Source organism: Chryseobacterium vietnamense (assembly GCF_031454475.1).
Classification (GTDB): Bacteria; Bacteroidota; Bacteroidia; order Flavobacteriales; family Weeksellaceae; genus Chryseobacterium; species Chryseobacterium vietnamense.
On the sequence record NZ_JAVDQX010000001.1, the window covers coordinates 1427090 to 1453354 of the forward strand.

The 26265-nt window shown below is 32.3% G+C and carries 23 protein-coding genes; 8 read left to right on the plus strand and 15 right to left on the minus strand.

What is annotated here, in order from left to right:
• The 4 genes from traN to J2786_RS06365 form a co-directional block, all read right to left on the minus strand.
• Entirely contained in the window at positions 1–897 is an 897-nt protein-coding gene (traN, locus tag J2786_RS06350) for a conjugative transposon protein TraN (RefSeq protein WP_142016280.1), read from the minus strand.
• 15 nt (positions 898–912) lie between these two features.
• Positions 913–1443, minus strand: a complete 531-nt coding sequence (gene traM, locus J2786_RS06355; protein WP_310024317.1) for a conjugative transposon protein TraM — start codon at positions 1441–1443, stop codon at positions 913–915.
• A gap of 2 nt (positions 1444–1445) precedes the next feature.
• Positions 1446–2141 carry a TonB-dependent receptor plug domain-containing protein gene (locus J2786_RS06360; protein ID WP_310024320.1) on the minus strand — a complete coding sequence of 232 codons (696 nt, stop codon included), beginning with the start codon at positions 2139–2141 and terminating at the stop codon, positions 1446–1448.
• A gap of 101 nt (positions 2142–2242) precedes the next feature.
• A complete protein-coding gene (locus J2786_RS06365; protein ID WP_310024321.1) occupies positions 2243–2779 on the minus strand; it encodes a hypothetical protein in 537 nt (178 codons plus the stop codon).
• Positions 2780–3280: 501 nt separating this feature from the next.
• On the opposite strand from J2786_RS06365, the gene J2786_RS06370 reads away from it, so the two are divergent.
• Positions 3281–3589: a helix-turn-helix domain-containing protein gene (locus J2786_RS06370; RefSeq protein ID WP_142016337.1), complete on the plus strand. Its 309-nt coding sequence runs from the start codon at positions 3281–3283 to the stop codon at positions 3587–3589.
• Between the two features lie 187 nt (positions 3590–3776).
• Here the strand turns inward: J2786_RS06370 and J2786_RS06375 are convergent, their stop codons facing one another.
• Genes J2786_RS06375 through J2786_RS06385 form a run of 3 tightly spaced genes read right to left on the minus strand, consistent with a single transcriptional unit; the run spans position 3777 to position 8859 of the window.
• Positions 3777–5324 carry a DNA polymerase gene (locus J2786_RS06375; RefSeq protein ID WP_142016340.1) on the minus strand — a complete coding sequence of 516 codons (1548 nt, stop codon included), beginning with the start codon at positions 5322–5324 and terminating at the stop codon, positions 3777–3779.
• Between the two features lie 3 nt (positions 5325–5327).
• Entirely contained in the window at positions 5328–7754 is a 2427-nt protein-coding gene (locus J2786_RS06380; RefSeq protein WP_167497826.1) for an RNA-directed DNA polymerase, read from the minus strand.
• Between the two features lie 58 nt (positions 7755–7812).
• Positions 7813–8859, minus strand: coding sequence for a ComEC/Rec2 family competence protein (locus tag J2786_RS06385; protein ID WP_142016346.1), 1047 nt, complete (start codon positions 8857–8859; stop codon positions 7813–7815).
• Between the two features lie 487 nt (positions 8860–9346).
• Here J2786_RS06385 and J2786_RS06390 point away from each other — a divergent pair, with 487 nt between their 5' ends.
• From J2786_RS06390 to J2786_RS06405, 4 genes are all read left to right on the plus strand, one after another.
• On the plus strand, positions 9347–12343 hold the full coding sequence (locus J2786_RS06390) for an AAA domain-containing protein (RefSeq protein ID WP_167497827.1): 2997 nt from the start codon (positions 9347–9349) through the stop codon (positions 12341–12343).
• A gap of 7 nt (positions 12344–12350) precedes the next feature.
• The gene (locus J2786_RS06395) at positions 12351–13676 is read left to right on the plus strand and encodes a HEPN domain-containing protein (RefSeq protein WP_142016351.1); all 1326 of its coding nucleotides are present in this window, start codon (positions 12351–12353) and stop codon (positions 13674–13676) included.
• 101 nt (positions 13677–13777) lie between these two features.
• Complete coding sequence (locus tag J2786_RS06400; protein WP_142016355.1) at positions 13778–14899, plus strand: hypothetical protein; 1122 nt, start codon at positions 13778–13780, stop codon at positions 14897–14899.
• Between the two features lie 85 nt (positions 14900–14984).
• Positions 14985–16256 carry an ApeA N-terminal domain 1-containing protein gene (locus J2786_RS06405; protein ID WP_142016358.1) on the plus strand — a complete coding sequence of 424 codons (1272 nt, stop codon included), beginning with the start codon at positions 14985–14987 and terminating at the stop codon, positions 16254–16256.
• A gap of 168 nt (positions 16257–16424) precedes the next feature.
• Here the strand turns inward: J2786_RS06405 and J2786_RS06410 are convergent, their stop codons facing one another.
• The 3 genes from J2786_RS06410 to J2786_RS06420 form a co-directional block, all read right to left on the minus strand.
• The gene (locus J2786_RS06410) at positions 16425–16628 is read right to left on the minus strand and encodes a hypothetical protein (RefSeq protein ID WP_310024329.1); all 204 of its coding nucleotides are present in this window, start codon (positions 16626–16628) and stop codon (positions 16425–16427) included.
• The gene (locus J2786_RS06415; protein WP_310024331.1) at positions 16621–17637 is read right to left on the minus strand and encodes a DUF3945 domain-containing protein; all 1017 of its coding nucleotides are present in this window, start codon (positions 17635–17637) and stop codon (positions 16621–16623) included. Before J2786_RS06415 ends, J2786_RS06410 begins: the two co-directional genes overlap by 8 nt.
• A gap of 92 nt (positions 17638–17729) precedes the next feature.
• Positions 17730–18017 carry a helix-turn-helix domain-containing protein gene (locus J2786_RS06420; RefSeq protein ID WP_123861603.1) on the minus strand — a complete coding sequence of 96 codons (288 nt, stop codon included), beginning with the start codon at positions 18015–18017 and terminating at the stop codon, positions 17730–17732.
• A gap of 13 nt (positions 18018–18030) precedes the next feature.
• On the opposite strand from J2786_RS06420, the gene J2786_RS06425 reads away from it, so the two are divergent.
• Positions 18031–18435: a hypothetical protein gene (locus tag J2786_RS06425; RefSeq protein WP_142016377.1), complete on the plus strand. Its 405-nt coding sequence runs from the start codon at positions 18031–18033 to the stop codon at positions 18433–18435.
• A gap of 23 nt (positions 18436–18458) precedes the next feature.
• Here the strand turns inward: J2786_RS06425 and J2786_RS06430 are convergent, their stop codons facing one another.
• A complete protein-coding gene (locus J2786_RS06430; protein ID WP_310024337.1) occupies positions 18459–19085 on the minus strand; it encodes an alpha-ketoglutarate-dependent dioxygenase AlkB family protein in 627 nt (208 codons plus the stop codon).
• Positions 19086–19191: 106 nt separating this feature from the next.
• Positions 19192–19968, minus strand: coding sequence for an XRE family transcriptional regulator (locus J2786_RS06435; RefSeq protein ID WP_142016380.1), 777 nt, complete (start codon positions 19966–19968; stop codon positions 19192–19194).
• 61 nt (positions 19969–20029) lie between these two features.
• Here J2786_RS06435 and dinB point away from each other — a divergent pair, with 61 nt between their 5' ends.
• Together dinB and J2786_RS06445 are read left to right on the plus strand one after the other, a co-directional pair.
• Complete coding sequence (dinB, locus tag J2786_RS06440) at positions 20030–21172, plus strand: DNA polymerase IV (RefSeq protein ID WP_310024340.1); 1143 nt, start codon at positions 20030–20032, stop codon at positions 21170–21172.
• Between the two features lie 7 nt (positions 21173–21179).
• Entirely contained in the window at positions 21180–24239 is a 3060-nt protein-coding gene (locus J2786_RS06445; protein WP_310024343.1) for a DNA polymerase III subunit alpha, read from the plus strand.
• 265 nt (positions 24240–24504) lie between these two features.
• Here the strand turns inward: J2786_RS06445 and J2786_RS06450 are convergent, their stop codons facing one another.
• The 3 genes from J2786_RS06450 to J2786_RS06460 all read right to left on the minus strand — a co-directional run bounded on the left by J2786_RS06450 (position 24505) and on the right by J2786_RS06460 (position 26260).
• Entirely contained in the window at positions 24505–24846 is a 342-nt protein-coding gene (locus tag J2786_RS06450; protein ID WP_142016390.1) for a helix-turn-helix domain-containing protein, read from the minus strand.
• Entirely contained in the window at positions 24822–25253 is a 432-nt protein-coding gene (locus tag J2786_RS06455) for a transposase (RefSeq protein ID WP_142016392.1), read from the minus strand. The genes J2786_RS06450 and J2786_RS06455 overlap by 25 nt, the downstream gene beginning before the upstream one ends.
• 269 nt (positions 25254–25522) lie before the next feature.
• Positions 25523–26260, minus strand: coding sequence for a hypothetical protein (locus tag J2786_RS06460; RefSeq protein ID WP_142016395.1), 738 nt, complete (start codon positions 26258–26260; stop codon positions 25523–25525).
• Between the last annotated feature and the right edge of the window lie 5 nt (positions 26261–26265).

The window sequence follows — 26265 nt, forward strand, 5'->3', positions numbered from 1 at the left end:
TCAATTGGTTTTAAAATTTAAACTATCGATCAGTCTTGCATTGATCAGCTCCTTATTCCCAAGTTGAACTTTTTGATTCCGCCCTCCGTTTCTTTCCAGCACTTCAATTTCTAACACCTGATCCTTTAACAAAGTAAACTGCTCCAGTAAATAAACAGCTGTTACACCCGAATTATGCTTTGAGATCGTCACCGGCGAATAAATCCTGATTGGTTGTAACAACTTATCCTGAATAACAGTTCTCTTTAAATTCTTCTTATCTGCAATTTTAAAATTGATTAATTCAATATCATAGTCTACATTGCTTTTGTTATCAACATGCAGGGTAAAGTAGAATTTATTATCATTGACATGTAATGCACGAACAGAAAACTGAATTCCGAAGCTCTTTGCTGCAATATGCTTTATTTCTTTTTTGCTCTTTCGATACAGGTTTTCCATAATCAATTCTGTAAGAGATGAAGAGCTTCCTTTGAGATCTTCAAAAAGTACATCGGCTGAATTTTCAGTGTTTCTCTCCATCTTTACAAGATCATAACTGAGGACATCAGGAAATGCACTGTAAAAAACATCGAAACTGTAAAATTTTCCATCTTCAGTAATAACCGAAAAATTGGTTTCCTCTTCAAAATCTCTGACTGTAGATTTGACTCTGAGAACATTGCCGATAGGCTCTGCCTTATTGGCAACCAACAGATCGCTTCCAAGATCTACATACCGTATAGATGAAGGAAATACCAGATGGGTCGTTTTATTGTAGGTCACCTGCAACCTGAAAGGTTCCAGCTTAACCTGTTCCAATGAAACATATGTCATCACGGAATCCTGACCCAATACTCTGCTTGCCAATAGAAGCAATAGTATTATGAGAATATAATGGCTCTTTTGCGTATTCATTCTTTAATTTTTTTATTAGTTATTTTTGGGCACGAGTAAAACCTGATGGCCAGCTTTTACAGTGATTTTTAATTGTCTCACTCTTTTTTGAAAATAACCCGACAATCCCTGCATGACTCCCCTGCTTAGATCAGCTGCAACCTGTTGTCCTGCCGATTGGGTCATCATAATATTGGTACCTGAAGTCTGGCTCATATTGGCAACAATATCACTGATTGCATTCTGCTCCGGTGAATACGGAACGTATAAACCCAATTGTCCATCATTATCATGAATATTGATTTCCACAGGATAGACATTACTCTTATATTGGATGGAAGAGATTTTTAACTGAAGTCTTCCAGCCTGAAATTTACCTGCAGCAACCAGCATAGTTCCTGGAGGAATCTCAGTACTTCCAAGCTGCATCGCTTCTGAAAGCCTTATAGATAATGTACTTTCATTAACCAATGTCTTAGTCTCATAGACTATACCTCTTATTGCATTTTTAGATTGGCCTGAAATCGTTTTTTCATTTTGAGCGTTATAAAACCTGTTCTTATTCAAACCTATATGCTCTCTATATCATTAGGGCTGATGGCATTGAGCGGACTGATATTTTTAAGCGGAACCACTCCCACTGAAAGAGCTGAGTTAAGCTGCCCTCCCACCGGAATTCCGTCAATCACATATAAGGGCTGATTTCCGTCTACTACACCGTTGGTTAGATTACGCAGACTGTTCCTGCCCCGGATCTGGATATCATATCCGCCTCCTGCTAACCCTGAATTCTGGGTAATGCTTACTCCTGTCATTCTACCCTGTGCTGCTGACAGTACATTGGTTACAGGTTGATTTTCGATATCTTTTGCTGAAACTTTGGCGATACTACCGGTTCTTTCTTTGTCTTTAACCTTATAGTAGCCGGCGTTGAGAATAACTTCTTCGATTCCCTTTACTTTTTGTTCTAAGCTGATATTAACGACTTTCTGATTAGTGAGTGTGAATTTTTCTTCTGTATAATCAGGGTGTCTGAACAATAGGATGGTATTTTCTGCTGAAACCTGTAAAGTGTAGGTTCCGTTGTTGCCGGTCATGGTTACCTGATCACTGCCTTCTTGGGAGATCACGACTCCTGAAAGGGGTTTACCTGATGAGATGACGGTACCGGAAATGGTGCGTGTCTGGGCTTTTGTATGGATGCTTACAGCAGTAAACATGAGCCCAAAGAAAATGCCTCCTATATGGTAATAGGAATTTTTCATAGATTTGTAAAGGTTTTTAATTTAATTAATGACTTAATTGTGCTCTTTCCTGATGTTTTAGTCGACTTATGGGAAAGGGCTTTTTTATTAGTTTCTGTTTTTTATTTTATTTTTTTTGTTATTACTTTTTTTTGTACTCCTCTTTCCAAAATGAGATAAGCTGCATCCAGCATCTTTGTTAGATGAATATAAGGTCTTACCAGATTGCTTTCCGGCCCATGCCTGTACATTTGCTGTGAGAAATAGACAATACCGGATATAAAATAGTCAAACTCCTGAATGCTGTATTCCTTAAAGGCTCTTTTGAAAACCAATATTGGCTTTTCATATTCTTTATCAGACAGAGAACCTTTCATCATTGGAGAGCTTATGTCTGGCGCTGCATTTACCTTCCATTTCTTTGTCTTTTTACCGATCATATAACCCTCACGGATGAATATACACAATGATTGATGAAACTGTAAAATGACAGAAGGGTCTTTCTTTAGCCAGTCTTTTCCGTTGACTGCATATTGCATGATGGAACTGAGCATCTGTTTAGCTGTAACGAGGTCATGGGTCTGAAAGAAAGTTTCAATACACTGTAGTTTTCTACGCTTCTTTCTGAGTGAACCAACAGCTTTGTTTTTGTTTTTCAATGGTTGTTTTACTTTAAATAATAGTTTTTAAAGACCATGTAGGAGAAATCATAATGTTCCTCCCTACAAGGTCAAATGTGAATATGAATGAATTTGTGTTCCCGTGAAAGCCCTAAAGCCGCAATAGGTCGTACACCCTATTGTACCGTATCAGTATACCTCTATTTTGTAAAGCGGCTTAGAATAAAAAGATAATTGTAGAAAAGCAGAACTGCATAAAATAAAAAACGGCATGGGACTCTACATTATCCAATTCGGGGTACTGGTATACCTTACACACAGATAAGAGAGCCCACGCCTAGGTCGTGAGCTTCCTGCTTATCGTCTCGTGTGTTAAAAATTACCAGTTTTCGAATCGAGATTCTAAGCAATAGCTTCTATTATTCGTTGAAGTATCGCAAAGTTACATTTATTGTAACCTATTTTACAAAGATAATGAAAAAAACATTAAACGACATATATATCTTCATGAAAACATATTAAAAAAACAAAATTTACTACATGTATAAATGGGAAGTAGAGAATTTAAAGTTTCAAATAGGTAAATTTATTCAAGTCTATCGGCTTAGGAAAGAATTATCACAATTTCAAGTTGGTCTGGAATTGAATATCTCTAAAGACCATATTGGTAGAATTGAAAGAGGATTGACAAATCCAACAATTGAAAATCTAGTAAAACTGGCTAACTTTTTAGAAATTGATATATTAATTTTGTTTAAAAAATTGGATGATTCTGAATTAAAAAGAGTTGAATTAGAAATTGAACATCTTCAAAAAAAGTTTAAAAATCAAAATAGAAGAAAACCTTAAGTATAGATGAAGATTATTTTCTTTTGTGATCATCAATTTATAACCACGATTGCATCTAAAATAGAATTTAGCTATTTTTATCTTTTAAATCCATAGATTTTAGTCTAGTCTATTGTCAAAAATTCATTTAATTTACCGAAAATCTATTTCTAAAATCTATGGTGATTACTAGTACTTAATAAGAAAGTTATTTAGTAAAATCTTTTAAAATAACCTTTGGAGTTAATTTCTCACAATATTCCTTCATAACGGATTCAAAAATATAGCTAAGTTCCTTTTGATATTTTTCTACATCAACCTGATTAACTTGATATAAAATTGCGTCATGCATAGGCAATAAAAAATCTACCTCTGGATAATTTTCATTTATTGATATAATTACTTTCTTCAATATTATTGATGCTAGACCTTGAATCTTTTGACTGATCAACCATTTTTCATCATTAATACTTTCAATACCCATTGTTCTATATCTTCTATTACCAAATTCTGTTTCTATATAACCATTTTGTTCAAACTCTTTTGAGACTAAATTCTCATATAAAATTAAATTAGGAAATTGACGAAAAAAATCATTAGTTACATTTTGCCTCTCAACTCCATAACAATATGAATAGAAAAACTGCTTTGCTTCATCTCTCGTTATTTTGTCATCTCCAATACTTTTAACAATTCCATGATAAATATCAGATTCATACATTTTGATCAAATTATCGTCATCAGCTTTTGAGGCGAGCAGTCCTGCTTCAAACTGGCTATAATCGAAGTATAATAGGCATTTCCCATCAGCTGGAACAATAATATCTCGATATTTTTTATTTAGTTGCTGGAGTGATGGTGAAATGACAAGAATCCTGCTGGTAATTGTACCAAAATAGTCAAAATATGGATAAATAGTATTATCCAATAATGAGCCTATTCGTGTTAGAATAGTTTTATTTTTCGATAGTTTCCTTTCATTTAAAAGTAGGTCGAATAAAGGATGCTTCCCTCTCTTTAATTTTAAATATTTCCAAAAACCCTTTGAATTGTATTTTAAACTCTTTGGGATAAAATTAATTAAATTATTTTCTAAATTCCTATAATCGTATTTTGAAAAAATTCCATAATCTAATTGAAGTTCATTTCTAAATTTATATAATTCTGTTTCAATTTCTGCTATATGTTTTTTAACTATTTCAATATCAAAAGCAATTCCTTTTTTAGTTGTTCTAAGTAGTATATTATGGAGTTTCTTTTCAATATTAATATACCTAGCAAATTCAATTGAATTTGATAATTCTTCACTTATATCAAAATATAATTTTTCTAGACAATCAAGTAAAAAGGGAACTTGATTAGCTATATCTAACTCACCACTATTATTTCCATAAAAAAATTCTTTAGCGGTTCGAACCTTATCTTCAAATTCATTCTTAGAAGTACAAAATTCTTGATAATTTAACGAATATATTGCATTCCAAATGTTCCAGGGAAAATCATTCTTTTTAAATTCTTTCTTTGAACGGCCAGTTATCTGTTTTTTAACTTTTTCCAAATCAAAATAGTGAACATTTTTTTCAATTTCAATATGGTGAATCAAGTTTTCAAAATTGAATGAAATTATCATTTTTGCTCCATCCACATTTAACTCATCTTTTTGAATTGTAAAAGGTTTACCAATTTCTTTTATATAAAATAAGTTTTCTTCAGCCCCCTTTATATATGTCGTTTGTTTGATTACAATAATATTCATATTTTAAAGAGAAATTAATGGAGCTGTATTTTTAATAATATCTGAAACTTTCAATTGAGGTAAATCAGAAACAAATTCTTCCAATTTTTCATCATATAATTTCTCATGCAAGTCTTTTAAATCTCCCAAAATTATTTCATTTTTTAGTTCTTTAGGGTTTACATTTCTCAAAGCAATTAAGGCATTACGTTGTAAAAAGTAATTCTCTGCTAAATTACCTTTATTGAATGCGCTAAGCATTACTTGTTTATAATTTCTCCAGTTAATTGATGCTAAATAAATATAGGATCCAGCTGTATTAGCTTGATTAACTTGATTAGTACTTTTTATGTTATCAATTGCCATTCTAATTAAATTTTTATCATCATGTTTCATAAAGCTCATAAAAAGCCATAAAAAATAAGTTTGACTTTCATAAATATTTTTCAAATTATTATTTATGATTTTCTTTATTTGATCAAAATCGGAAAGTTTGAAATATGATTTGTCTATAGACATAAGCAACTTTATAAATGAAGAGGTAAGCCAGGGTTGATTTTCTAACTCCTTTAGAACAAATTCAATTATTTTTTTAAAATCAATACAATCCTTCAACCCCTTTGTTCTAGCAAATAGTTGCAGTTTAGTAATGCAAAATGCTATTTTTCGTCGTTGAATATATTTGTCTTCATGGTCAATATTACTTTCAACTGCATCAAGAAATAATTTATAAGTCATATGTACAGCAATTTGAACATCTCTTTTTCTTTTTGTTGATAACAAACTATTTATTTGTTCAATTTGAATTAATGAATCTGGTAAAAATTCTTTTATTCTATTTCTGTCATTTATATCATTGTAGTCTAAAATAGTGGTTTTTGATGAATTCAGATTCAATCCTAATTCTCTTAATGCTACTGATAAATCGTATATTGCTTTTATTGCTTCTGCTTTTGTTTCACAAACAATTCGTATATCATCCATATATCTATAGTAGTGTTGATGACAGTTAGAATAAATCATTATTTGATCTATTTTATTAAGATAAAGATTTGCTAGAAAAGATGAAGCATCTCTATTTTGAGGAATTCCAAATTCTGAATTTACTTGTTTTTCATTCCATTTAGTAATTAATTTCCCAATTGAATTTATTATTCTAAGCAATTCACCAGTTTCTGATTTAATAACATAATCATGAACCAAAGATTCTAAGTAATCTAGTAATAGCTTTGTATTTATATTCTCAAAAAAATTTGTTATATCTGCAACGACTAAATATGGATATTTTTCATTTAATACAAATTTGGTTTGAAAAACATATTTTTTCCATTGTTCAATCGAATAATGATACATATATTTAACTGAATTTCTACCAGAATTATATCGAAAAGAATATATTTGTCGATGAAGTATAAAGTCAAGTTTTTCAGCTAATTTATCTGCATAAGCCTGATAAATAACTCTATCAATAAAACTTGTTTCAATAGTAGGTCTAGTCGAAAATCCTGATTTTGGAACTGTAAAATGTTTTGCAACAGCAGTTGGCTGATAAACATCTAATTTTCCTATATAGTTTTTAACTCGATCATAAAATGTCTTTTTTGATAACAAAAATCTAAAGTTAAGAGGATCTTGAAACCAATCATCCTTTAAATCTTGTTTTAAACGCTTCAAAGCTCTCCAAATATTTAGCTCACAACCATTAATTATTACTTTTTCATAATTTACGAGACTTCCATCTTTTTCTAATGTTATTTTAGATGTATCATCTATGCATTGAACTTTACAAAGTTTATTATCCCTTTCTTCTAGAACTCTATTTATTAATTCAACATCAATTTTCTTTGCAATAATGGAACTTGCAAATCCGTTTTCATCAGAAATTTGTGTAATAATACCACTTAAAATAGCTTTATTTGACTGAAATAAGCCTGCACCAGAATATCCTGAAATTTTTTCTTTAGCTTCTTCGGCGTTAATATTAGTTTTACATTCTAAATTTATAAAATTAGTGCCGTTTGCTGAAAGTTTATAATGAAATAAAAGATTGTGAGGATTATTATCCATAAATTGTGGATAGCCATATGAGTTATAATAACCTTTATATGTAGATTTACCAATTATTATCTGGGCTAAGTTATCTGAAACTAAATGTGCATCTCTTACAGCTGATTTAGTAAAATCAATTAAAATAAGTGCTAAATCTTGGTCTTTTAATGCTATTATATTTTCTTTTTTTACATTGAATTCCTGATAATTACCGTTCTCAACTTGTCTAAAGATTTGAACACTTTCAAAAATAGATTCATCTGTGAAAGTTTCACCGTTTCTTTTACCAAATAAACAATGTAATGCAGTAAAAATATAATGAATTCCTGAGTTATCTAAAGTCTTATACACAACACCAGTACCCTTTATTGATTTTGTAGTTCCTCTAAAGTTAGGTTCCAATCGTACAGTGTTCGATTTAAGAACTGTTTCTTGATGATCATTTAAATTATAGGAAAAATTACTCATGCTTAATCAAATATCCGTTTTTATAATTGGGGTTGTTATATTCAAAACCAAACTCAGCCATTTCTTCAGCTGAAAAATTTAATCGTTTATCATTTGGAACTTCTTCATCACTGTAATTAAAATAAAAGTGATCTTTTATTAGTCCTTTATTCTTACGATTTAAAATTTTTGCAAATGATAGTTTGTTAGGTAGGTTAGATTTTAATCTATTTGAACTGACTATATATTGATTTGAACTTATTAGTTTCGTCATTTCAAGACTAATACTTCTGTGACTGGCATGATGAGATAGTTTGACATAATCAACCACTAATACATCTTGATTTTTTTTAACTAAAAGTTTCCTAATTGAGTTTACAATAATATCGGGATTTGCATCTCCCAAAAATAATATTGATGTATCATTAATTTCGAAGAGAAATGCAATACTAACACGATTTTCCAGTGTTTGGTCTAAATCTTCAGATTTATCTACAAAAATTCTGCTATTATTTGTAACTAGCTCCCTTATAGAAAAGCGATAATCATTACCCTCAGTTGAGATGTCCAATTCGTTCTTACTTATAAGCTGTTGCAAATCTGACATATACGGAGATAATATGGTTATTTTTGCACCAAAAAAAACAAATTCCTCTAAATCGTCCGCGATTATCTTATTATTTCTTGGAATCTGATAACTTTCTAAAAGATTTTGAATTTTGCAAGACTCAATATAGCTTATATCATTACTTTCTACGAAATAAGAAGAAAAAAAATTATTAAACCAAACATTCTTAATAATTGATTTATCAATATCTTCATCTTCTAATAAATATTGAATTCCTTTTACATGATCCTGATCAGTATGTGTAATAACTAGTAGATCTATATACTCTTTATTATTTTGAATTTCTATAATTTCTGATTTCAGATATTTTCGGTATTCAGACTTTTTATTCCCCCCATCTATAAGAATATTTTTATACGTTGAGTCATCACCCAAAAAACGCATTAATAAAGAATCACCATTACCAGCCTTGATAACTTTCAATGTATTCATAATTTGACTTTTCTATTGGTTTAGTTTTTTTGCAAATCAATTTTAAAGTTTTTATAACTGGAAATCAGATAAAAAAACAGTAATCTAACCTATAACTTTAAATTTCTAAAAGCTGGATAATTAATTTTTTTTACAACACTCCAAAATTACAAAAAACTATGTAAAAACATATCCAAGTATGTTTTAAAAGCTTTTATTATAATTTTGAATTAAAAATATTCTTGCTTCCCTCTACAATATTTGATAACAATCTTAAAAATCAACTTCAGTATTTGCCTATTATGATCTACTTTCCCACGTTTTCACATCAGAGATCTATAAAGAAATATTTAATGGAAAATCTTTTCTATATTTTTAATACAAACTTTTCTAAACTCTACCCTCGGTTGTAATATGTATTAACTTATCTATTTTACGGCTTCCCATAAAACAATCTCATATAATTATCTTATTTTAGCTTGATATGACTTTTACTAACCAATCACAAATGAATCAAGAACATCATAAATGGCTCACCTACTGGAAAAAAAATTTAGCAGACTCCCTTAATACCAATATTGAAATTGACGGTTCTCAGCATTTTGAAATTGAAGATTTCAAAATTGAAGACAATTCTATTGCTGATCTTAAAAAAGTTAATACACTTATTGATTCCGAAGAAAGAAGAATCAATGCAAAAAGAGGGATTAAAAATAAAGACGATGAAGACTGGATCACTATAGACCATATATTTGTAGTAATTGCTCCATTCAAGCTTAAACCGGCAACAGACCATCTCGTTCATCTCAAAGATAAGAAACCCAAATTTCCTTTTTGGTATTCTGCTTATTTAAATAGGAATGGAAAACTCTATATTCCTGACGAAATGTTTCCTTTATTTCAAAGACAGTATCTGGAACCCCTTGCTGATGAACGTACTGAATTTATTTTCGGGAGTATTGAAGAAGTAGATTTAGCTACCACTCTAGGAAAAGAAAATTATTCAAAATATCCCGAGTATATACAATACGTACAGGATATATTTAAAAAAGTTACCGGTCAGGAGCTATGCGAATACCACTCAGGAGCTTATGAAACGATCTTTAATGCCATAGTGTTACTTCCACAAGAGGAAATGAATGCTGCAATGGGAATCATAGAGCTGTATGAAAAAATTCTTCACCAAAAGAATCTTCCCGAACTTTTACAGTCTTTTATAACCTTAAATAACAATCAGGAAAAGTTACCTATTACCGTCCCTGATTTAATAAATACCAATGATTTGCACCTCGGGCAGATGGGGTTTGATTTTCCTATTTCCATTTCACAAAGAAAAAGTCTAAATACTCTTTTAGGATCTAATGAAAAGGTTTTTGCAGTCAATGGTCCACCAGGTACGGGAAAAACAACGCTGTTACAAAGTATAGTTGCCAATAAGATGGTTGAAAGCGCACTGAAAGGAGAAGATGCGCCTGTTATTTTAGCCTGTTCTACCAATAACCAGGCGGTTACCAATATCATAGACAGTTTTTCCCGGTCCAATACAAGAGAAGGAAAATTACAGGGCAGGTGGATTCCAGATGTTGATGGTTATGCCACTTACCTTCCCTCTACCAATAAAAAAGAAAGCGAATTAAAAGGGATTAACTATAAAAAACTAAATGGTAATGGCCTTTTTAACGATATAGAGAATTTAGAGTTTTTACAGGACGCTAAAGAATATTTTTTACAGAAAAGTAACGAATACTTTAATTCTACCGCTCTCAGTTTATCTTCAGTAGTTCAAAAATTACAAAAAGAAATTTCAGACATTGAACAGATCCTTAAAGACTCTGGTGATACGTGGAAGGATTACTTACAATCCGAACATGTATTTACGTCTAATTACCTTCTCAATAATTCGAAAGTTTCCAATTATTATCAGGAAGATTTGCTCAATGAAGATGTACTCAAAAATGATGTTGAGGACCTGACTAAAACTGAACAAAATATTATTACATATTTTAACAATGAACCATTTTTCAGAAAAGTTTTTTGCTTTCTGGGAATACAGTCTGCTCTAAAAAACCGAGCTTCGGAAGTAAAAATAATTCTTAGAGATTCCCAAATTGCAATTCCTGAAAATTTTGTGTTCAAGAAAAATGAAATTCTTGATACAATAGATTCTAAGATAAATACCGCTAAAAAGATTATTGGTTCCATTGAAAAATGGAAACTATGGAAGAATAACAATTCAATTAAAGGTAACCCTCCACGTTCAGAAGAAAAGTATTGGGAAAGTGAGCACCTAAAAATAAAAGAAAAGATAAATGTCAACTCTTTTTATGATGAACTTGATGTTTCTCTTCGCCATAAAGCATTTCAATTGGCTTTACATTACTGGGAAGGAAGGTATCTACTACAACTTGAAGCAGATCTTCGTGATCCCAAATTTAATGGGAAAGGGAAAGAACCTATGATTAACAGATGGAAAAGACATGCAATGCTTACACCATGCTTTGTCAGTACATTCTTCATGGCGCCAAAGTTTTTCAGTTTTTATAAATTTTTAAGGATGAGCGGAGAAGGCAACAAAATACATGATAATCCACCTCTATTTAATTTTATTGATCTTCTCATTGTTGATGAAGCAGGCCAGGTTTCTCCTGAAGTAGGTGTTGCCACATTTGCTTTAGCTAAACAGACTGTTGTTGTAGGAGATGTAAAACAGATTGAGCCCATTTGGAACGTTACCCATAAAATTGATATTGGTAACCTTAAAAAGTGTGAAATTATCGAGGACTATGATGATATTGTTTACGAAAAACAATTTGACCCTAAAGGTTTTCTTTCTTCTACCGGAAGTATTATGAAAATGGCTCAAAATGCATCGGGATTTAAAGAGCCAAATTTGCATGAAAAAGGGGTCCTGCTAACAGAACATAGAAGATGTTATGATGAAATTATTAATTATTGTAATGTTTTAGCTTATGACGGAAAACTTATTCCATTAAGAGGAAAAGCAGAAAAAGATTTGCTTTTCCCGCCAATGCATTGTATTCATGTTGAAGGCCAATCAACAAGAAACCCAAATGGCAGCAGGTTTAATATTGAAGAAGTTAAAACAATTATTAACTGGCTGACAGACAACAAAACAGAAATTGAAAAGAAATATAAGTCAATTGAACACGCTGTTGGTATTATTACACCATTTACAGGACAAAAAAACAGCTTAAAATCGGCTTTAAAAGATGCAGGATTTAAAGTTGAGGACTTTAAAATAGGAACAGTTCACGCGCTACAAGGTGCTGAAAGACCTATTGTCTTATTCTCAATGGTCTATGGTGATGAAGATAAAGGCACATTATTTTTCGATAGAGATAACAAACCGAATATGCTCAATGTAGCTGTTTCTAGGGCCAAAGATAATTTCATTGTTTTTGCCAATACCAAGATTCTTAATAAAAATGCTAAAACCCCTTCAGGAGTGTTGTCGAACTTTTTAAAGTACCATACTCAAAATTAACCTTTCCATGAAAAATTATTACTGTTTAGACCTTAAATTTAAAGATGAAAGAATATCTGATAAAGAGCACCATGCTCATCTTTTTGTCTCAGATAAAGAAATATATATCCAAATTATTGAAAATGATATCACCTCAAGAATAGATGCTTATTATTCTAATTCAGAAAATCCTTTAGGTTTATTTGAAGAGAATTTTCACATTATTGACTCTAAAGTTTCATTAATTCTTGATAAAAGTAGAATTTATAAAGTCTTATCATTTCAAACCAATGAACAATATCGATATTTTACAATATGGTTAACCAATATTTGCATTATTAAGGATAATACAGATAAAGAAAATATCAACAATGGTATTACCTTTCTAAATAAAAATGGTTTACAAGTTGTTAATGAATTTTATTCTTTTTTCACTAATCATCGTAATAAAAATACATTTTCAATATCAAGGATGGATGGTATGTCCAATTTCTATAAAATTGACAATATGTCTTTCAGACCAGAACTAGAATATACAAGTAATGAGCATAGAGGGAGTGAAGAATTTACTGTAAAAAAGCAAGGAACAATTAACTTCAAATTTGAAAACATTGACTATGATGAAATTAAGCATCACATTGAAATTATTTGCAATCTATTTTCATTCTTTTTCAATGTTAGAGTTACAATGGAAAAACTTATTTTCCGTACAGAAAAAGATATATATATATTTCGAGATACAGAGCCAAATAACCAAACATATGTTTCAGACATGGAAACGGTATCCATTTTTCTGAAAAAAAATAATCGAATTGAAAATTTTTTGAAAAAGAATTGGTACCTTAAATATAGTCAGAATGAAAAGAAAATTTCAAAAGCTATTGATAATATCCTTCATTCAAGGGAAGTTGATTTTTCATCAGCGTTTCTGCTTCTCTTTAATATTATTGAGATTTTTAATATTAAGCAAGAACAAGAAAAGTTTGCCTTTAATACTGATAAAAAATCTATTTCAGATCAGGTATATAAAACTCTAAAAAATTATCTGGTAGCTAAAAAAGATCAGATGGAATTTGAAAAGAAAATTAGAGGTATTATTGATAAGTTAGAATTTAAACCATTTAAGAGCCCATTAGAAGAGACTTTACGAATCAATAATGTTGATCCTGAAATTTTCGGGTATCCTTTTGCAAAACTAAAGAAAACAAGGGATGCTATTACACATGGGAGCCTCAATTCTATAAAACCAGATCAGCTACAACTACAAGTTTATTGTTTAAGAAAAATTGCAATATGTATAGTATTATCCCAACTTGGATTTAAAAACGATTTAAATAAAGAATTTCCTGACTAATAAAATTTTACACCTAAATTATAATAAAACATTTAAGAACAGGAAAATTTTCTGAAAGTTTTAAAATTACTATAATCCCTAAATCTATTTAAGATACTATAATGAATAATATCATTAAGCTTACCCGTACAGAACTCTATGATAAGGTGTGGGCTACACCTCTAACTACATTATCTAAAGAATTTAATTTGTCTGATAACGGACTAAGAAAGATCTGTAAAAAATTTGATATCCCTTTACCTCCTATGGGATACTGGCAAAAATTACAATTTGGAAAGAAAGTAGTAAAAACCCTATTGCCTCAACAAGAAAATGAAAAAGAGATAAAAATTCATGTGGATAGAACTAAAAATGATCCTAATCCTATAAATTCACTCAAACAGATTGTTACCGAAAAAATCAAAAGCAATTCCGCATTAATTTTAAAAGTATCCGAACGGTTAAGTAAGCCGGACGAAATCGTTAGTAAAGCACAAGCTAACCTTGACACGAAAAAAGTTCATGATTCTTATGAAAAGATAAAAGGAACTATTTCTACTGATAGAGGGTTACCTAATATTGTTGTTTCTCCAAAAAATGTGTCTCGTTCATTAAGAATACTGGATAATCTGATAAAGAATTTTAAAACTTTAGGATATAAGGTAAGTGTAGATTCTGAAGGATTAAAATTTGCAGCATATGAAGATAAAATTACACTATATATTAAAGAAAAAAGCAATATTAAAGATACAACGAATGAAAGAGGATGGAAAAGCAGAGATTTAATAGCAAATGGAAAACTAGCAGTTAAGATCGTGCAATATGGGACTATTGAATTTGCAGACACAGATAAGTTACTCGTTGAAGATCAAATTGAAAAAATTTTGATAAAAGTTGAAACTGAGTTTCAAAGAATGGCTGAAAATAGAAGAGTGTGGAAAATTGAAAGTGAAAAGAGAGAGGAGCTTAGAAAGATTGAAGAAGCAAAACAAAAATTGAAGGATGAAGAGCTTACAAAATTTATTTATTTCTATAATGATGCCCATCGATGGAAGAAGTTTATGATTTTAAAGGAGTATTTTGAGCATTTGAAATCTACTAATACTACAGACAAAGAATGGCTTGATTGGGCTGAAAAAAAACTCGATTGGTACAATCCGGCTAAAAATGCAGAAGACAATTTAATGGAAGATGTTGATAAAAACTCGTTAGAAATCAAGAAGAAAAATAGATGGGAATGGTAAAGAATAAATTAATATACAAATTAGAATGCTATAGTAACGCTCTATTATAAAGAATTTATTAGAATATTTTCAGTCATATAAATCCATGAAAAAAAATAAAGAATTCAAAGGACTTTGGTACTTGCCAAGCAATCCAGAAAACAAAATTGGCGGAACATTAATAATCAAGCCTGAAAAGATAGTGTTAGAATTATTTGGTTGCTATCATACAGAATCAGAAATTATAAAAAGAATATTGGAAAATAAGGTATCAACTGTAGAAACAATATATGGTGATATTAATGATAATAAAAAAATAACCTTATTTAATTGTCGAGAGTCATTAAATATAAATTCATTGAATTCTGTCCACTTAAGTACTTATGAATGCCTATACACCTTAGAAGGTTTACATTTAAATTCTACTGAAGATAAATTCTTTGATAAAATTTCTTTATTCTCTCCCATTTTTTCTCAATGGAAACAGCCTGCCATTATTGAAAAATCATTTTATTTTGGTGAACGTAATAATAAAGTGAAAAAAGTAGAAGTTTCTACGGATCAAGATTCCTACTGGAAAAAGAATTTTGATATCACAGAAGGATATCAATTGACCCTTAGCGGGGAGAGTCAATTTAATGGAAATTTTGAAAACACAGAATTTAATTTTAGCCAAACCACGGCTCTATCAATAGTATGTAAAGAAAAGAAGAGTTTTTCAGTTTTATTAGAAAAGGTATTTATTACTTGTAAATTTATAACGTTAGCAACACAAATTCCTGTTCTAATAACAGAACTTTTTTTATATAATCAACAAAATATTCCTCAGAATTCTGATCCTATAAAATTATATTTCATAAGTAAGAAAAAGTCTACCCAAAAAGTTGATTCTACAAATTTTTTATTTACTTATGATGATATTTCTGATATTTTCCCTGAAGTAATACTAAAATGGTTTAAAGAAAGTGATCGTCTCACCCCAATTCGAAATCATTTAATAGCTAGTATTCAACAAAAAGGATACTTTTCAAGTCTTGATTTCCTAACTATTATACAGTCTTTGGAAGGTTATCATCAGAGATTTATAGGTACTGATAAGATTCTAAAGGAGAGAATAAACGATTTAATAAATAATTTCAATGCCGTACACCTTATTCGAAATAGCAATATTAAAGTTGACAGAGTAGTAAAAACTAGAAATTATTATTCTCATTTTTACGATCGTAAAGGAAATGAGTTATTAGGGCAAGAACTATTGGAGGAAACTAATAAACTACGAGTTTTACTAACTTGCTGCGTACTTTCACTAATAGGTATCGATAATAGTAAAATAAATGAAATTTTAAATAAAAAGAATTCCATTAAAAGATTATTTTAATTGTAATAGCTAAGATTGAATTAGTTGAATTAGTCAATACTTAATCTGACAGTTATAATCAAATTGAATAACTTTAGAATAGATTAAGCATTATGACTACGCAATCTATTTGCGCATTTACCTTTGATGGTTCGCCATTATATATCTTTTATAAGACATATTAATTCTTTATTTTACTCTCTCGAGTATTATATCGGATTCGCCAGCCAATAATAGCTTATAAAGCTCGATAACTTCATTCCAATCTTTAGGCTGATATTTAGTTTGTTTCCCTGCAAAAATTACCATAAGTGATAAATCTTTATTTACTTCAATTACATTTTCATCATCTGTAATAACCGAAACCCAAAATGCTCCATGTTCTTCATCCATCAATTGGAGATCTGATATCTGCATTAAACTGTACGGTGGCATCGAAAGATTCTCCTTTTTTAGAAGTCATTCCTTCAAGATATAATGGTCCACCTTCGAGTAAGGTTTGCTTCTGATGTTCATCGAGTTGTATTCCTTTGATTTCATTAGGAATTTTCATGTACTCCGCTCTATAAGCAACCAATTCGTTGGTTAAACGGTCACGGCTGATGACTGATGGAATGATTTCATCTGTTTTAGGATTGACCAGATCTACTACCCTACCCATATTTCCGCTTTCTCTAAGATTCTTTTTGTCTTCATCACTGAACTGATGCCCGAGGAATTTCATATTGAGGTTAGGTTCTTTTCGGATACCATGCAGATGAACAGCAACTTGTCCGGTATCTCCTGTTTGAAGGGATAGTCGAACATCCATCTTGCTAACCGCCGTTCCCAGATTAATGGTAATGGGAATCAGTGTATTGGTTTTAAAACCTCGGAGTAATGAATCCATAGCATTCATCTTTTCAAGCTTCTCCTGATTAAGTCCGAATTTTTCCATCGTTTTCCAGTCGATCTGTTCAGGCTGAAAACGATATTCCTGATTTTCTGTGTTGTTGTCCATTGTATTTTGATTTTTGGGATTGTTATTGTTTTTAGGTAAAACTTCGTAGTCTTTCAGCTTTTCTTTTTCTTCGGGGGATGCCTGATCGACATATTTTTGAAGATCGTTAGCGGTATTAACAGCATCGTATTCTGAAACTTTGAAAAAGTTGAAATGCGTGGGATTTTTAAGCTGCCGGTAAAAATTGGAAAAGAAGTTGGAGAATAGATCGCCGTGCTTATCTACCGTGATCAGCTGTTCATTATCCTTTTTTTCTTTTGGAGGAACCTTTTGCAGATTCCCATCTTGATCAATTCCTCTGACCAATTCAACTTGGTTGGTATGAATGTTCAGGACAAGGAGTGTATCTCTTGTTGGTTTGATTTCACTGGTTTCCTGAGAATTTACTATTTCATCTTCCATCTTATTTTATTTAATGGGATGAAGGTATTTAGTCGATCACGAATTCATAAAATTTGGAATTACAGTAGTGTATTTGGCTGTTGAAGTCTTGATCATAATGAAGAGCTTAGGCTCTCTCTGATCAGTTGATGAACATCAGAAAGCTTATAATAAAGCTTTCCGCTGATGGTATAGTAAGGCAGCTTTTTATCCGTTCGATATCGTTGTAACGATCTGGAGCTTATTTTTAAAAGCTGTAAAACATCCTGGTTGTCCAAAAGCTGTTCTCCATCAATTTCTATAAATCTGGACTGGTTCTTAATCATCTGTTCTTTTAGAATATCAAATCTTTCCATGATTCTCTCCATCCAGGCTATAAATTCTGTTCTCTCAATATTCATAACTGTGATTTTTATGATTGTTGGTGATGTAAAATTGAACAACAGGAATGATATAAAATCACTACTTTTTCGTAGTAACGAAGAGATTTATTTTATTAGTAGTAAATCTTTTATCAAAAAAATCGATATTTATAGTAAAATAATAAAGACTATGGGCTTAACTGAACAGCTTTTTGGAAATGGTGCTGAAAGATTTTCAGACTGTGTTGAAATTAAAATAGCAGAACTTAATGAAAAACATAAAGATTTTCTTTCTAAAGAAAAAATAGATCTTTCAACAGCGTATATGATTTCGTTCGGACAGTCTGGAAGCGGTAGAGTCGGATTTGGCAGGACACAAGATATCTCCCCTGAGATTGATTCGGAAATTGACAAGATTTTACACGAATGTGCCGAAAAGCATTTGCAAAAATTATAACATACTCTTGAACAGGTTTATTCTTAAGACTTTATTAATCGAAAAGTCAGATTAATTCGTTCTTTCATTCGTATCGTTGATTTAGCAATGCGATGTTCCCAATTTTCTTGTAAGTCTCCCTTCATAATAAGGAGTGAGCCATTAGGAAGTGGCAAACTGTATTTGCTTTGATGATGATCTTTCTTCCTGAAATCAAAGTTTCTGGTTTGTCCAAGACTGATTGATGCAATAACGGGACGTTTTCCATATCGGCTTTCCTTATCCCGATGCCATGCAACGGAATCATTATGGTCACGATACAGGTTTAGCAAAACACCATTGAACTGACAGCCAAATTCCTTTTCAATTCTTTGTTTTAAGGAGAACAATTCAGAAGTCCATGGATTGGTTGGCTTTTTATTTTCTTCGGAATCGTTATATTTTGAATCTCCATACCAAGCGGTCAACCGTGGAGTAAGTACCATCTTATCGTACATTTTCTGGGTACGCTGTTCCCAGGGTGCAGTTTCCAATAATTTGTTTCTAAGCAGGTCAGCTTCTTCCCGGCTCAAGAAATTCTCTCTGTATTCCAAAAGGTCTTTTGGAAACTCATAGAATTCTTCTGTATCAAATAAACTCAGCTGGGTCATTGTAATTTGTATGTAAAACATTTAACTTTGTCTCATTCCGTTTCTACGGAATAATTTTTTTTCATCATTTGTGTTTTTACTTCCCTTCGGGGAAGTTTTTTGATTATGCCATGTACTCAAAATAAATTTAATTCTTATCTCCCATTTTTTCTTTGATCTGTCTGATATCAGTTTTAATTTCTGTGATAAAACTTTGAATATGATGTTCTGAAAATTCATCAGGCTCATATTCTTTGGTATTAATACTACAGGCAAACTCCCAGATTTCTTTAATTTCAGACAATGGAATTTTATAAGGTTCATAAAATTGATTGTCAGCCTTCACCCATATACCATCTGCTTCATGAAACTGAAACCTCTTATAACTGATACCATCATTGGTGGTAATGAAAACATACGTTCTGTCCGTTTTCAAATCCGAAAGATTTTCTACATATTTTCCCACGATATAGGTTCCGTTCTTATAGGGGGGCATTGAATCTCCGTCAGCTGGAAATGCCCTAAACTTACCCCCTTTTAAAAAAGGCAATGATATGGTCTCCAGACTTTCTATGTATTCCGGATCTCCGTAGCCATTCAGGTAGCCCATTGAAGCTTTTTGGGGAATAATCTCAATTTGATTATTTCCATCTTGATCAACCTTTATAGGCAGAACGATTCGATTGTCAGGAAGCTCCATGAGTTCATCGATAGAAAATTTTCTAACATCTACAGTCAACAATAGGTCGATGCTAATGTTATAGAATTTTGAAATTCTAAGCAATATTTCAATAGGAGGTTCTGTTCTGCCATATTCATAGGCGACATATCTGGATCGGGTAAGAATTAATAGATCTGCCAGTTCTTGCTGAGTCATATTTTTCTTTCCTCTCAAAAACACGATGTTATCAGAGAATTTTGACATTGTTACAATTTTAGACAACAAAAATACAAATTTAGTTTCAAAACGTAACTAACTTTGTCACATGGAAAGAGCAATTGTACATATGGATTTGGATACGTTCTTTGTTTCCTGTGAAAGGCTGAAAAACTCCGAATTGGAGAAAAAGCCTGTCATCATAGGAGGTGGAGACCGTGGTGTAGTGGCTTCCTGCTCTTATGAAACCCGTTTTTTCGGAGTCAGAAGCGCCATGCCAATTAAAATGGCTTTACGGCTGTGCCCCGAAGCTAAAATAATTAAGGGAGATATGGAAATGTATTCCAATATGTCCCATATGGTAACGGAGATTATTCAGGAAAAAGTTCCTGTTCTCGAAAAAGCAAGTATTGATGAATTTTATCTGGATTTATCCGGGATGGATCAGTTTTTTGGATGTTATAAATGGACTCATGAAATAGCAGAAAGCGTACAGAAAAACACAGGATTACCCATAAGTTTTGCTTTATCCACCAATAAAACCGTATCCAAAATCGGAACCGGAGAATCTAAGCCTACCGGAAGATTGGAAGTGAAACAGTCTGACATACAGCCGTTTTTAAACCCGCTTTCGGTAAAGAAGATTCCTATGGTCGGCGATGTTACTTTTCAGCTGCTGTCAAGACTGGGAATCAGAACGATACAAACGCTTTCAGAAATGCCTGTTGACGTTCTTCAGCAGCTGATTGGTAAAAATGGAAATGAACTTTGGAAAAAAGCACACGGAATTGACGAAAATCCTGTGGTTCCCTATTCTGAACGAAAATCCATTTCTACAGAAGATACTTTTGCTCAGGATAGCATCGATATTCAGGGTATTCAAAGTATACTCTCAGGAATGGTTGAAAAGCTCTGTTATCAGCTCCGGGCAGAGAAATGGCTGGTATCGGTAGTGGTGGTAAAACTCCGGTATTCCAATTTTGATACGGAAACCAAACAATGCAGGATTCCTTACACCTCAGCTGACCACACCCTGCTCAGGTATGTTTTGGAACTCTTTAAAAAAGTATATACCAGACGTATGAGAATAAGATTGGTTGGCATAAAGTTTACCGGACTGGTTCACGGATGCCATCAAATGGATCTCTTTGAAGATACGGAAGAGTTGATGTCACTCTATCAGACAATGGATAAAATCAAGAACAGGTTTGGTACTTCTAGTGTAGGAAGAGCCTCGGGTTTATTAAAATAATTTCAAGATGTTTCTGAATTGTCATTCTTATCATAGCCTTCGGTATGGAACCATTTCTATTAAAGAACTGGTTAAGCAGGCTGTACATTTTAATATTAAAATCCTGGCTCTTACGGATATCAATACCATTACCGGGATATATGATTTCTACAAACTTTGTCAGGATCATAATATCAAACCGATCGTCGGAGTGGAAATAAGGCTTCAGGATGAACTGTATTATATCTGCCTGGCCAAAAATCAAAAAAGCATTGCAGAAGTCAACAGGCTTTTAACCGCATATAACTGTGAAGACATTGAAATTCCTAAAGCAAATCCTGATTTTACAGATACTTTTGTTATTTACCCACTGGAGAATATTCCTGAAAAATTAGCAGATCATGAATTTATAGGCATCAGACAGAACCAGTTAAATCTTTTGATTAAACCGGAATTAAAACAGTTCATTCATAAAATGGTTATTCTTCATCCGGTTACCTTTAACACCACTGAAGAATATGAGCTTCATAAAATAGTAAGGGCTATTGATTACAATACATTGATCAGTAAGCTTACAGAAGCTGATTACTGTAAAGACAACGAAATGTTTACTGATAAAAAAGAGCTTCTGGCTCAATTTTACCATGAGTCACAGATTATTGAAAACACAAAGTATATTGTCAATAGCTGCCATTTTGATTTTGATTTTTCAACACCTAAAAACAAAAAGCATTTCACTGACAGCAAAGAAAATGATTCTAAGCTTTTAAAAAAGCTAGCGTATCAGGGACTTTCAAAAAGGTATTCCGAGGATAATCTACAGGCGAAAGCAAGAATGGATAAAGAATTGGGGGTTATTGACCAGCTTAATTTCTGTGCTTATTTTCTCATCACCTGGGATATTATCCAATACAGTAACCGGATGGGCTTTATGCATGTAGGACGAGGCAGCGGTGCCAATTCTATCGTCAGCTACTGTATCGGAATTACTGACATATGTCCTCTGGAGCTGGATCTGTATTTTGAACGGTTTTTAAACCTCAACCGTAAAACGCCTCCTGATTTTGACATAGACTGGAGCTGGCAGACCAGGGATATCATCCTTGAATATATCTTTGGCAAATATGGTAAGAACCATGTTGCCTTCTGTGGAACCAATGTTGAATTCAAGTACCGTTCTATTTTCCGGGAAGTAGGAAAAGTATTTGGGCTTCCGAAAGATGAGCTTGATATACTGGCAACAAAACCCATCCAGAAACATGATAGTAATTCGGTATCCAGACAGGTTCATTACTACGGAAAGCTTTTAGAAAAGTTTCCTAACCAGAGAAGCATGCACTCCTGTGGAATCCTGATCTCCGAAGAACCTATCACTAATTATTCAGCACTCGAAATGCCTCCTAAAGGTTTTCCGATCGTACAGTTCGATATGTACACTGCTGAAGAGATTGGCCTTGAAAAATTTGATATTCTCTCACAAAGAGGATTAGGAACTATAGATGACACTGTAAAGCTGATTAAGGAAAAAAGAGGAATTGATATTGATATCCGAGATACAACTCTTTCAAAAGACGAAGCCCGATGCAATGAATTCTTAAGTTCCGGAAAAACGATTGGCTGTTTTTATATTGAATCTCCTGCAATGAGGGGATTACTCCGAAGATTGAAATGCGACAACTATAAAGTACTGGTAGCTGCCTCTTCCATTATTAGACCCGGAGTGGCTCAAAGCGGAATGATGCGGGAATATATTTTCAGGCATAACCATCCTACAAGATTTGAATACTTCCATGAGGTTTTTGAAAAAGAACTGGGAGAAACCTACGGTATTATGGTATATCAGGAAGATGTTATTAAAATTGCCCTGCATTTCGGAGGATTATCCGCCCCTGATGGTGATGTCCTGAGAAGAGCGATGAGCGGTAAAGGTCGGTCTTTATCAGCTTTACAGAAAGTAAAAGATAACTTCTTTGAATCCTGTAAAAATCTGGGACATCCTGAACAGTTATCTATGGAGGTTTACCGTCAGATAGAATCCTTTGCTGGATACTCATTCTGTAAAGCACATTCTGCTTCTTATGCCGTAGAAAGTTATCAGAGTTTATATCTCAAGGTCTACTATCCTATCGAATTTATGGTTTCTGCGATCAATAATGGTGGTGGATTCTATAGAACCGAAGTCTATATTCACGAAGCCAGGATGTCAGGAGCTTTTATCCACAATCCTTGTGTTAATTTAAGCCAGTACCAGACAACGGTTTATGGTTCGGATGTTTATTTGGGGTTTATGCATATTGAAAGGCTGGAGGCAAGGTTAGCACAGCTGATTCCTGAAGAAAGAACCCAGAATGGAGAGTATACCTCTCTTGAAAACTTTGTCAAAAGAATTCCTATCGGTATCGAAACATTGCAAATTTTAATCTTTATCGGAGCATTCCGCTTTACCGGAAAACAAAAACATGAACTACTGATTGAATCAAGATTTCTTCTGGGAACTCATAAGGTGCCTTTCAGGCATCTGACTTTATTGGAAGAACCTCAGAAAGATTATCAGCTTCCTTCTATAGAAAGAAACAAGTTTGAAGATGCTTTTGACGAAATAGAGATATTAGGTTTTCCTGTTTCTTTCAGTCCTTTTGATTTGCTACAAATCCGGTACAGAGGTTCTGTTTTGGTAAAGGATTTATTGAAGTTTCATAAACATCAGGTTAAAATGCTTGCCTATCTGATTTCAAGAAAGCATGTACCTACCAAGAAAGGAACGATGTATTTCGGAACCTGGATTGATGCAGATGGAGAATATTTTGATACCGCTCATTTTCCAAACTGCCTTGAAGAATACCCTTTTCAGGGTGGTGGGTGTTACCTTCTATTGGGAACTGTAGAGGTCGATTTCCATTTTCCGACTGTTACCATTCATAAAATGGCTAAAATGCCTTTTATTCCTGATCCCAGGTATTCAATGGATAAAGACAAATCGCAGGAAATTCAAAGAAGTCTTAGGGAGGATGTAAGTATGACTTTTCGTAAGCCTTATCCTCAGCAGCATGAAATAGATTTACCTCGTAACAAAGGTATGTGGAAATAAATTACATTTCTAGTAAAAATCTTTATTTACTTATATTTGATAAACCAATATAATTATGAAGTTATAAAGTTTTTTAAAATTGCAGCTTTTTGTTTGATAGGCTTAAACAACTTAACAAAAAATCTCTCCTTTTGAAAGAGAGATTAAAGCAACTGGTATTAAAAAAATGAGGGAAATAAATGATAACTCTGGATGTATTATCATTGTCATTTGTATATTTAGAATCCGATTCAGCAACTATATAATAAATTATTCACCAGTTAACTCACCCATATTGCTTTTTCCATTTTGCAATAGTATTTCGGCTCAGCTTGTAAACTCTTGCAAGTTGCATATTATTGAGTTCATGCTTTTTTTGATAGTCTAAAATTTTTATAATACTTTTTTCATCATAAGAACGATGTCTTTGATTAAATAGCTCAGTGTCACTTGTTTTTTCCAAAAAAATGATTTTATTCAAAAGAATGATATCAAGAGCACAAAGCGAAGCCTTTTCCATAATTTTTTTACAATCGTTTAATTTATCTGGAAACTTTTGTTCTATCATATCTTTATAAATACTCTTATAGTTAGGCATTGACGTTATTTTTTGTACTTTTCTATCCATTTATATAAAGTTGTTTTAGGAATGTTATACTCATTTATGATCTGCAATTTGGTTTTTGCATTTGTTTCTATCAATTCAAGAATAAAATCTATGATTTCCTGAGTATAAATTTGTTTCCTGAACTGTGGTAGAACCTTAGATTTCTTAACAGACTGATTTTGTTTTATGCTTTGACAGGCGGGAGGTGAAAAAAGTATTAAATGCTGCGTATAAATCCTGAAGAAGTCATATTCCAAAAGCTTACTCCATCTCAAAAGTAGATTGGTGTCAAGACTTTCAGCATTATACATTTCTTGTAACTCTTCCTCAGAACACTTTAAAAAATTTATAATGCGAGATATATCCATCTCAAGTTCATTTACTCTCTTATTGATCATCCCTCCTACACTTATACTCTTAAAGTCCATTTAGAAATAATTTGTTGATTTTTCTTTTAATTCTCATTTACAAAGTTAAAAATGCGATCACTTACAAAGAAAAAATGTAATACTTAAAAATGACTAAATACAGCCCCTTAGATATTTAGCATTCAATAAAGGAATTCACAGCGGCAATAACAAAATTCAAGTATCTAAAAATACCACAATCCTAAAACCGATCATATATTTATAAATATCCTTACCACTCATATAGTACAATTAGTCACTACCGTCCATCTTGTAAATCAAATTCTATATTACTCGCCTAAAAAAATAAACAGGTTTACCGTAAGATATTCCGGTTCTATAGAAAAAGCCTGTCCCTGACCTTCTACTGAAGCAGAAGCCGTATGGGTATGGCTCCAGGAATTGGCATTTGTATTTCTGGTTTGGGTTATATCTTGAAAACGTTTATCAATACCGGTCTTATTATTTGGGGTCCCTTTCCTGTCATTAATAGCATATAAACCAGCAGGTCCCATATGATGATCAAGTAGGTTATGTGAATGTCCTCCACTGTTAGCACTAACTGTAGAAACATTATAGCTTGGCAGATTTTGAGTTGTCAGTTTGACAGTATGGCTACCTCCAAGGGTACCATTAGATCCACTAGTATATTTTATGTACCTATTTCTCGCATCCCATAAATATTCTGAAAAACCTAAAGCATATGCATTTTTTTTGATTTTCTCAGAAGGTAATGTATTTATATTTCGTCCATTGATGAGAAACCATCCTGAATGATCATTTTTTTGCATCCCATATTTAATATCACCTAATGACGGAGATAGTTGTAGATCTTGTCGCTTTTTAACATTCCCTTCATGATCTACAGCAAGAACATTAACAGGTGAATTAATAATATCAAGCTTCCTGATTCTCATATTACCATTTACATCAAGGGTTTTTGTCGGTTTGGATGTGTTTACTCCAATTTGAGCATAAATACAAGAATACATACTTATACATAAACCAAATACTACTATTTTTTTCATCTCTA

Bases quoted from the DNA above. Each gene is read 5' to 3' on its own strand.
- traN (WP_142016280.1), bottom strand. From the start codon at position 897: ATGAATACGCAAAAGAGCCATTATATTCTCATAATACTATTGCTTCTA.
- J2786_RS06360 (WP_310024320.1), bottom strand. From the start codon at position 2,141: ATGAAAAATTCCTATTACCATATAGGAGGCATTTTCTTTGGGCTCATG.
- J2786_RS06370 (WP_142016337.1), top strand. From the start codon at position 3,281: ATGTATAAATGGGAAGTAGAGAATTTAAAGTTTCAAATAGGTAAATTT.
- J2786_RS06375 (WP_142016340.1), bottom strand. From the start codon at position 5,324: ATGAATATTATTGTAATCAAACAAACGACATATATAAAGGGGGCTGAA.
- J2786_RS06385 (WP_142016346.1), bottom strand. From the start codon at position 8,859: ATGAATACATTGAAAGTTATCAAGGCTGGTAATGGTGATTCTTTATTA.
- J2786_RS06390 (WP_167497827.1), top strand. From the start codon at position 9,347: ATGAATCAAGAACATCATAAATGGCTCACCTACTGGAAAAAAAATTTA.
- J2786_RS06395 (WP_142016351.1), top strand. From the start codon at position 12,351: ATGAAAAATTATTACTGTTTAGACCTTAAATTTAAAGATGAAAGAATA.
- J2786_RS06400 (WP_142016355.1), top strand. From the start codon at position 13,778: ATGAATAATATCATTAAGCTTACCCGTACAGAACTCTATGATAAGGTG.
- J2786_RS06405 (WP_142016358.1), top strand. From the start codon at position 14,985: ATGAAAAAAAATAAAGAATTCAAAGGACTTTGGTACTTGCCAAGCAAT.
- J2786_RS06410 (WP_310024329.1), bottom strand. From the start codon at position 16,628: ATGGATGAAGAACATGGAGCATTTTGGGTTTCGGTTATTACAGATGAT.
- J2786_RS06415 (WP_310024331.1), bottom strand. From the start codon at position 17,637: ATGGAAGATGAAATAGTAAATTCTCAGGAAACCAGTGAAATCAAACCA.
- J2786_RS06420 (WP_123861603.1), bottom strand. From the start codon at position 18,017: ATGAATATTGAGAGAACAGAATTTATAGCCTGGATGGAGAGAATCATG.
- J2786_RS06425 (WP_142016377.1), top strand. From the start codon at position 18,031: ATGATTGTTGGTGATGTAAAATTGAACAACAGGAATGATATAAAATCA.
- J2786_RS06430 (WP_310024337.1), bottom strand. From the start codon at position 19,085: ATGTTTTACATACAAATTACAATGACCCAGCTGAGTTTATTTGATACA.
- J2786_RS06435 (WP_142016380.1), bottom strand. From the start codon at position 19,968: ATGTCAAAATTCTCTGATAACATCGTGTTTTTGAGAGGAAAGAAAAAT.
- dinB (WP_310024340.1), top strand. From the start codon at position 20,030: ATGGAAAGAGCAATTGTACATATGGATTTGGATACGTTCTTTGTTTCC.
- J2786_RS06445 (WP_310024343.1), top strand. From the start codon at position 21,180: ATGTTTCTGAATTGTCATTCTTATCATAGCCTTCGGTATGGAACCATT.
- J2786_RS06450 (WP_142016390.1), bottom strand. From the start codon at position 24,846: ATGGATAGAAAAGTACAAAAAATAACGTCAATGCCTAACTATAAGAGT.
- J2786_RS06455 (WP_142016392.1), bottom strand. From the start codon at position 25,253: ATGGACTTTAAGAGTATAAGTGTAGGAGGGATGATCAATAAGAGAGTA.
- J2786_RS06460 (WP_142016395.1), bottom strand. From the start codon at position 26,260: ATGAAAAAAATAGTAGTATTTGGTTTATGTATAAGTATGTATTCTTGT.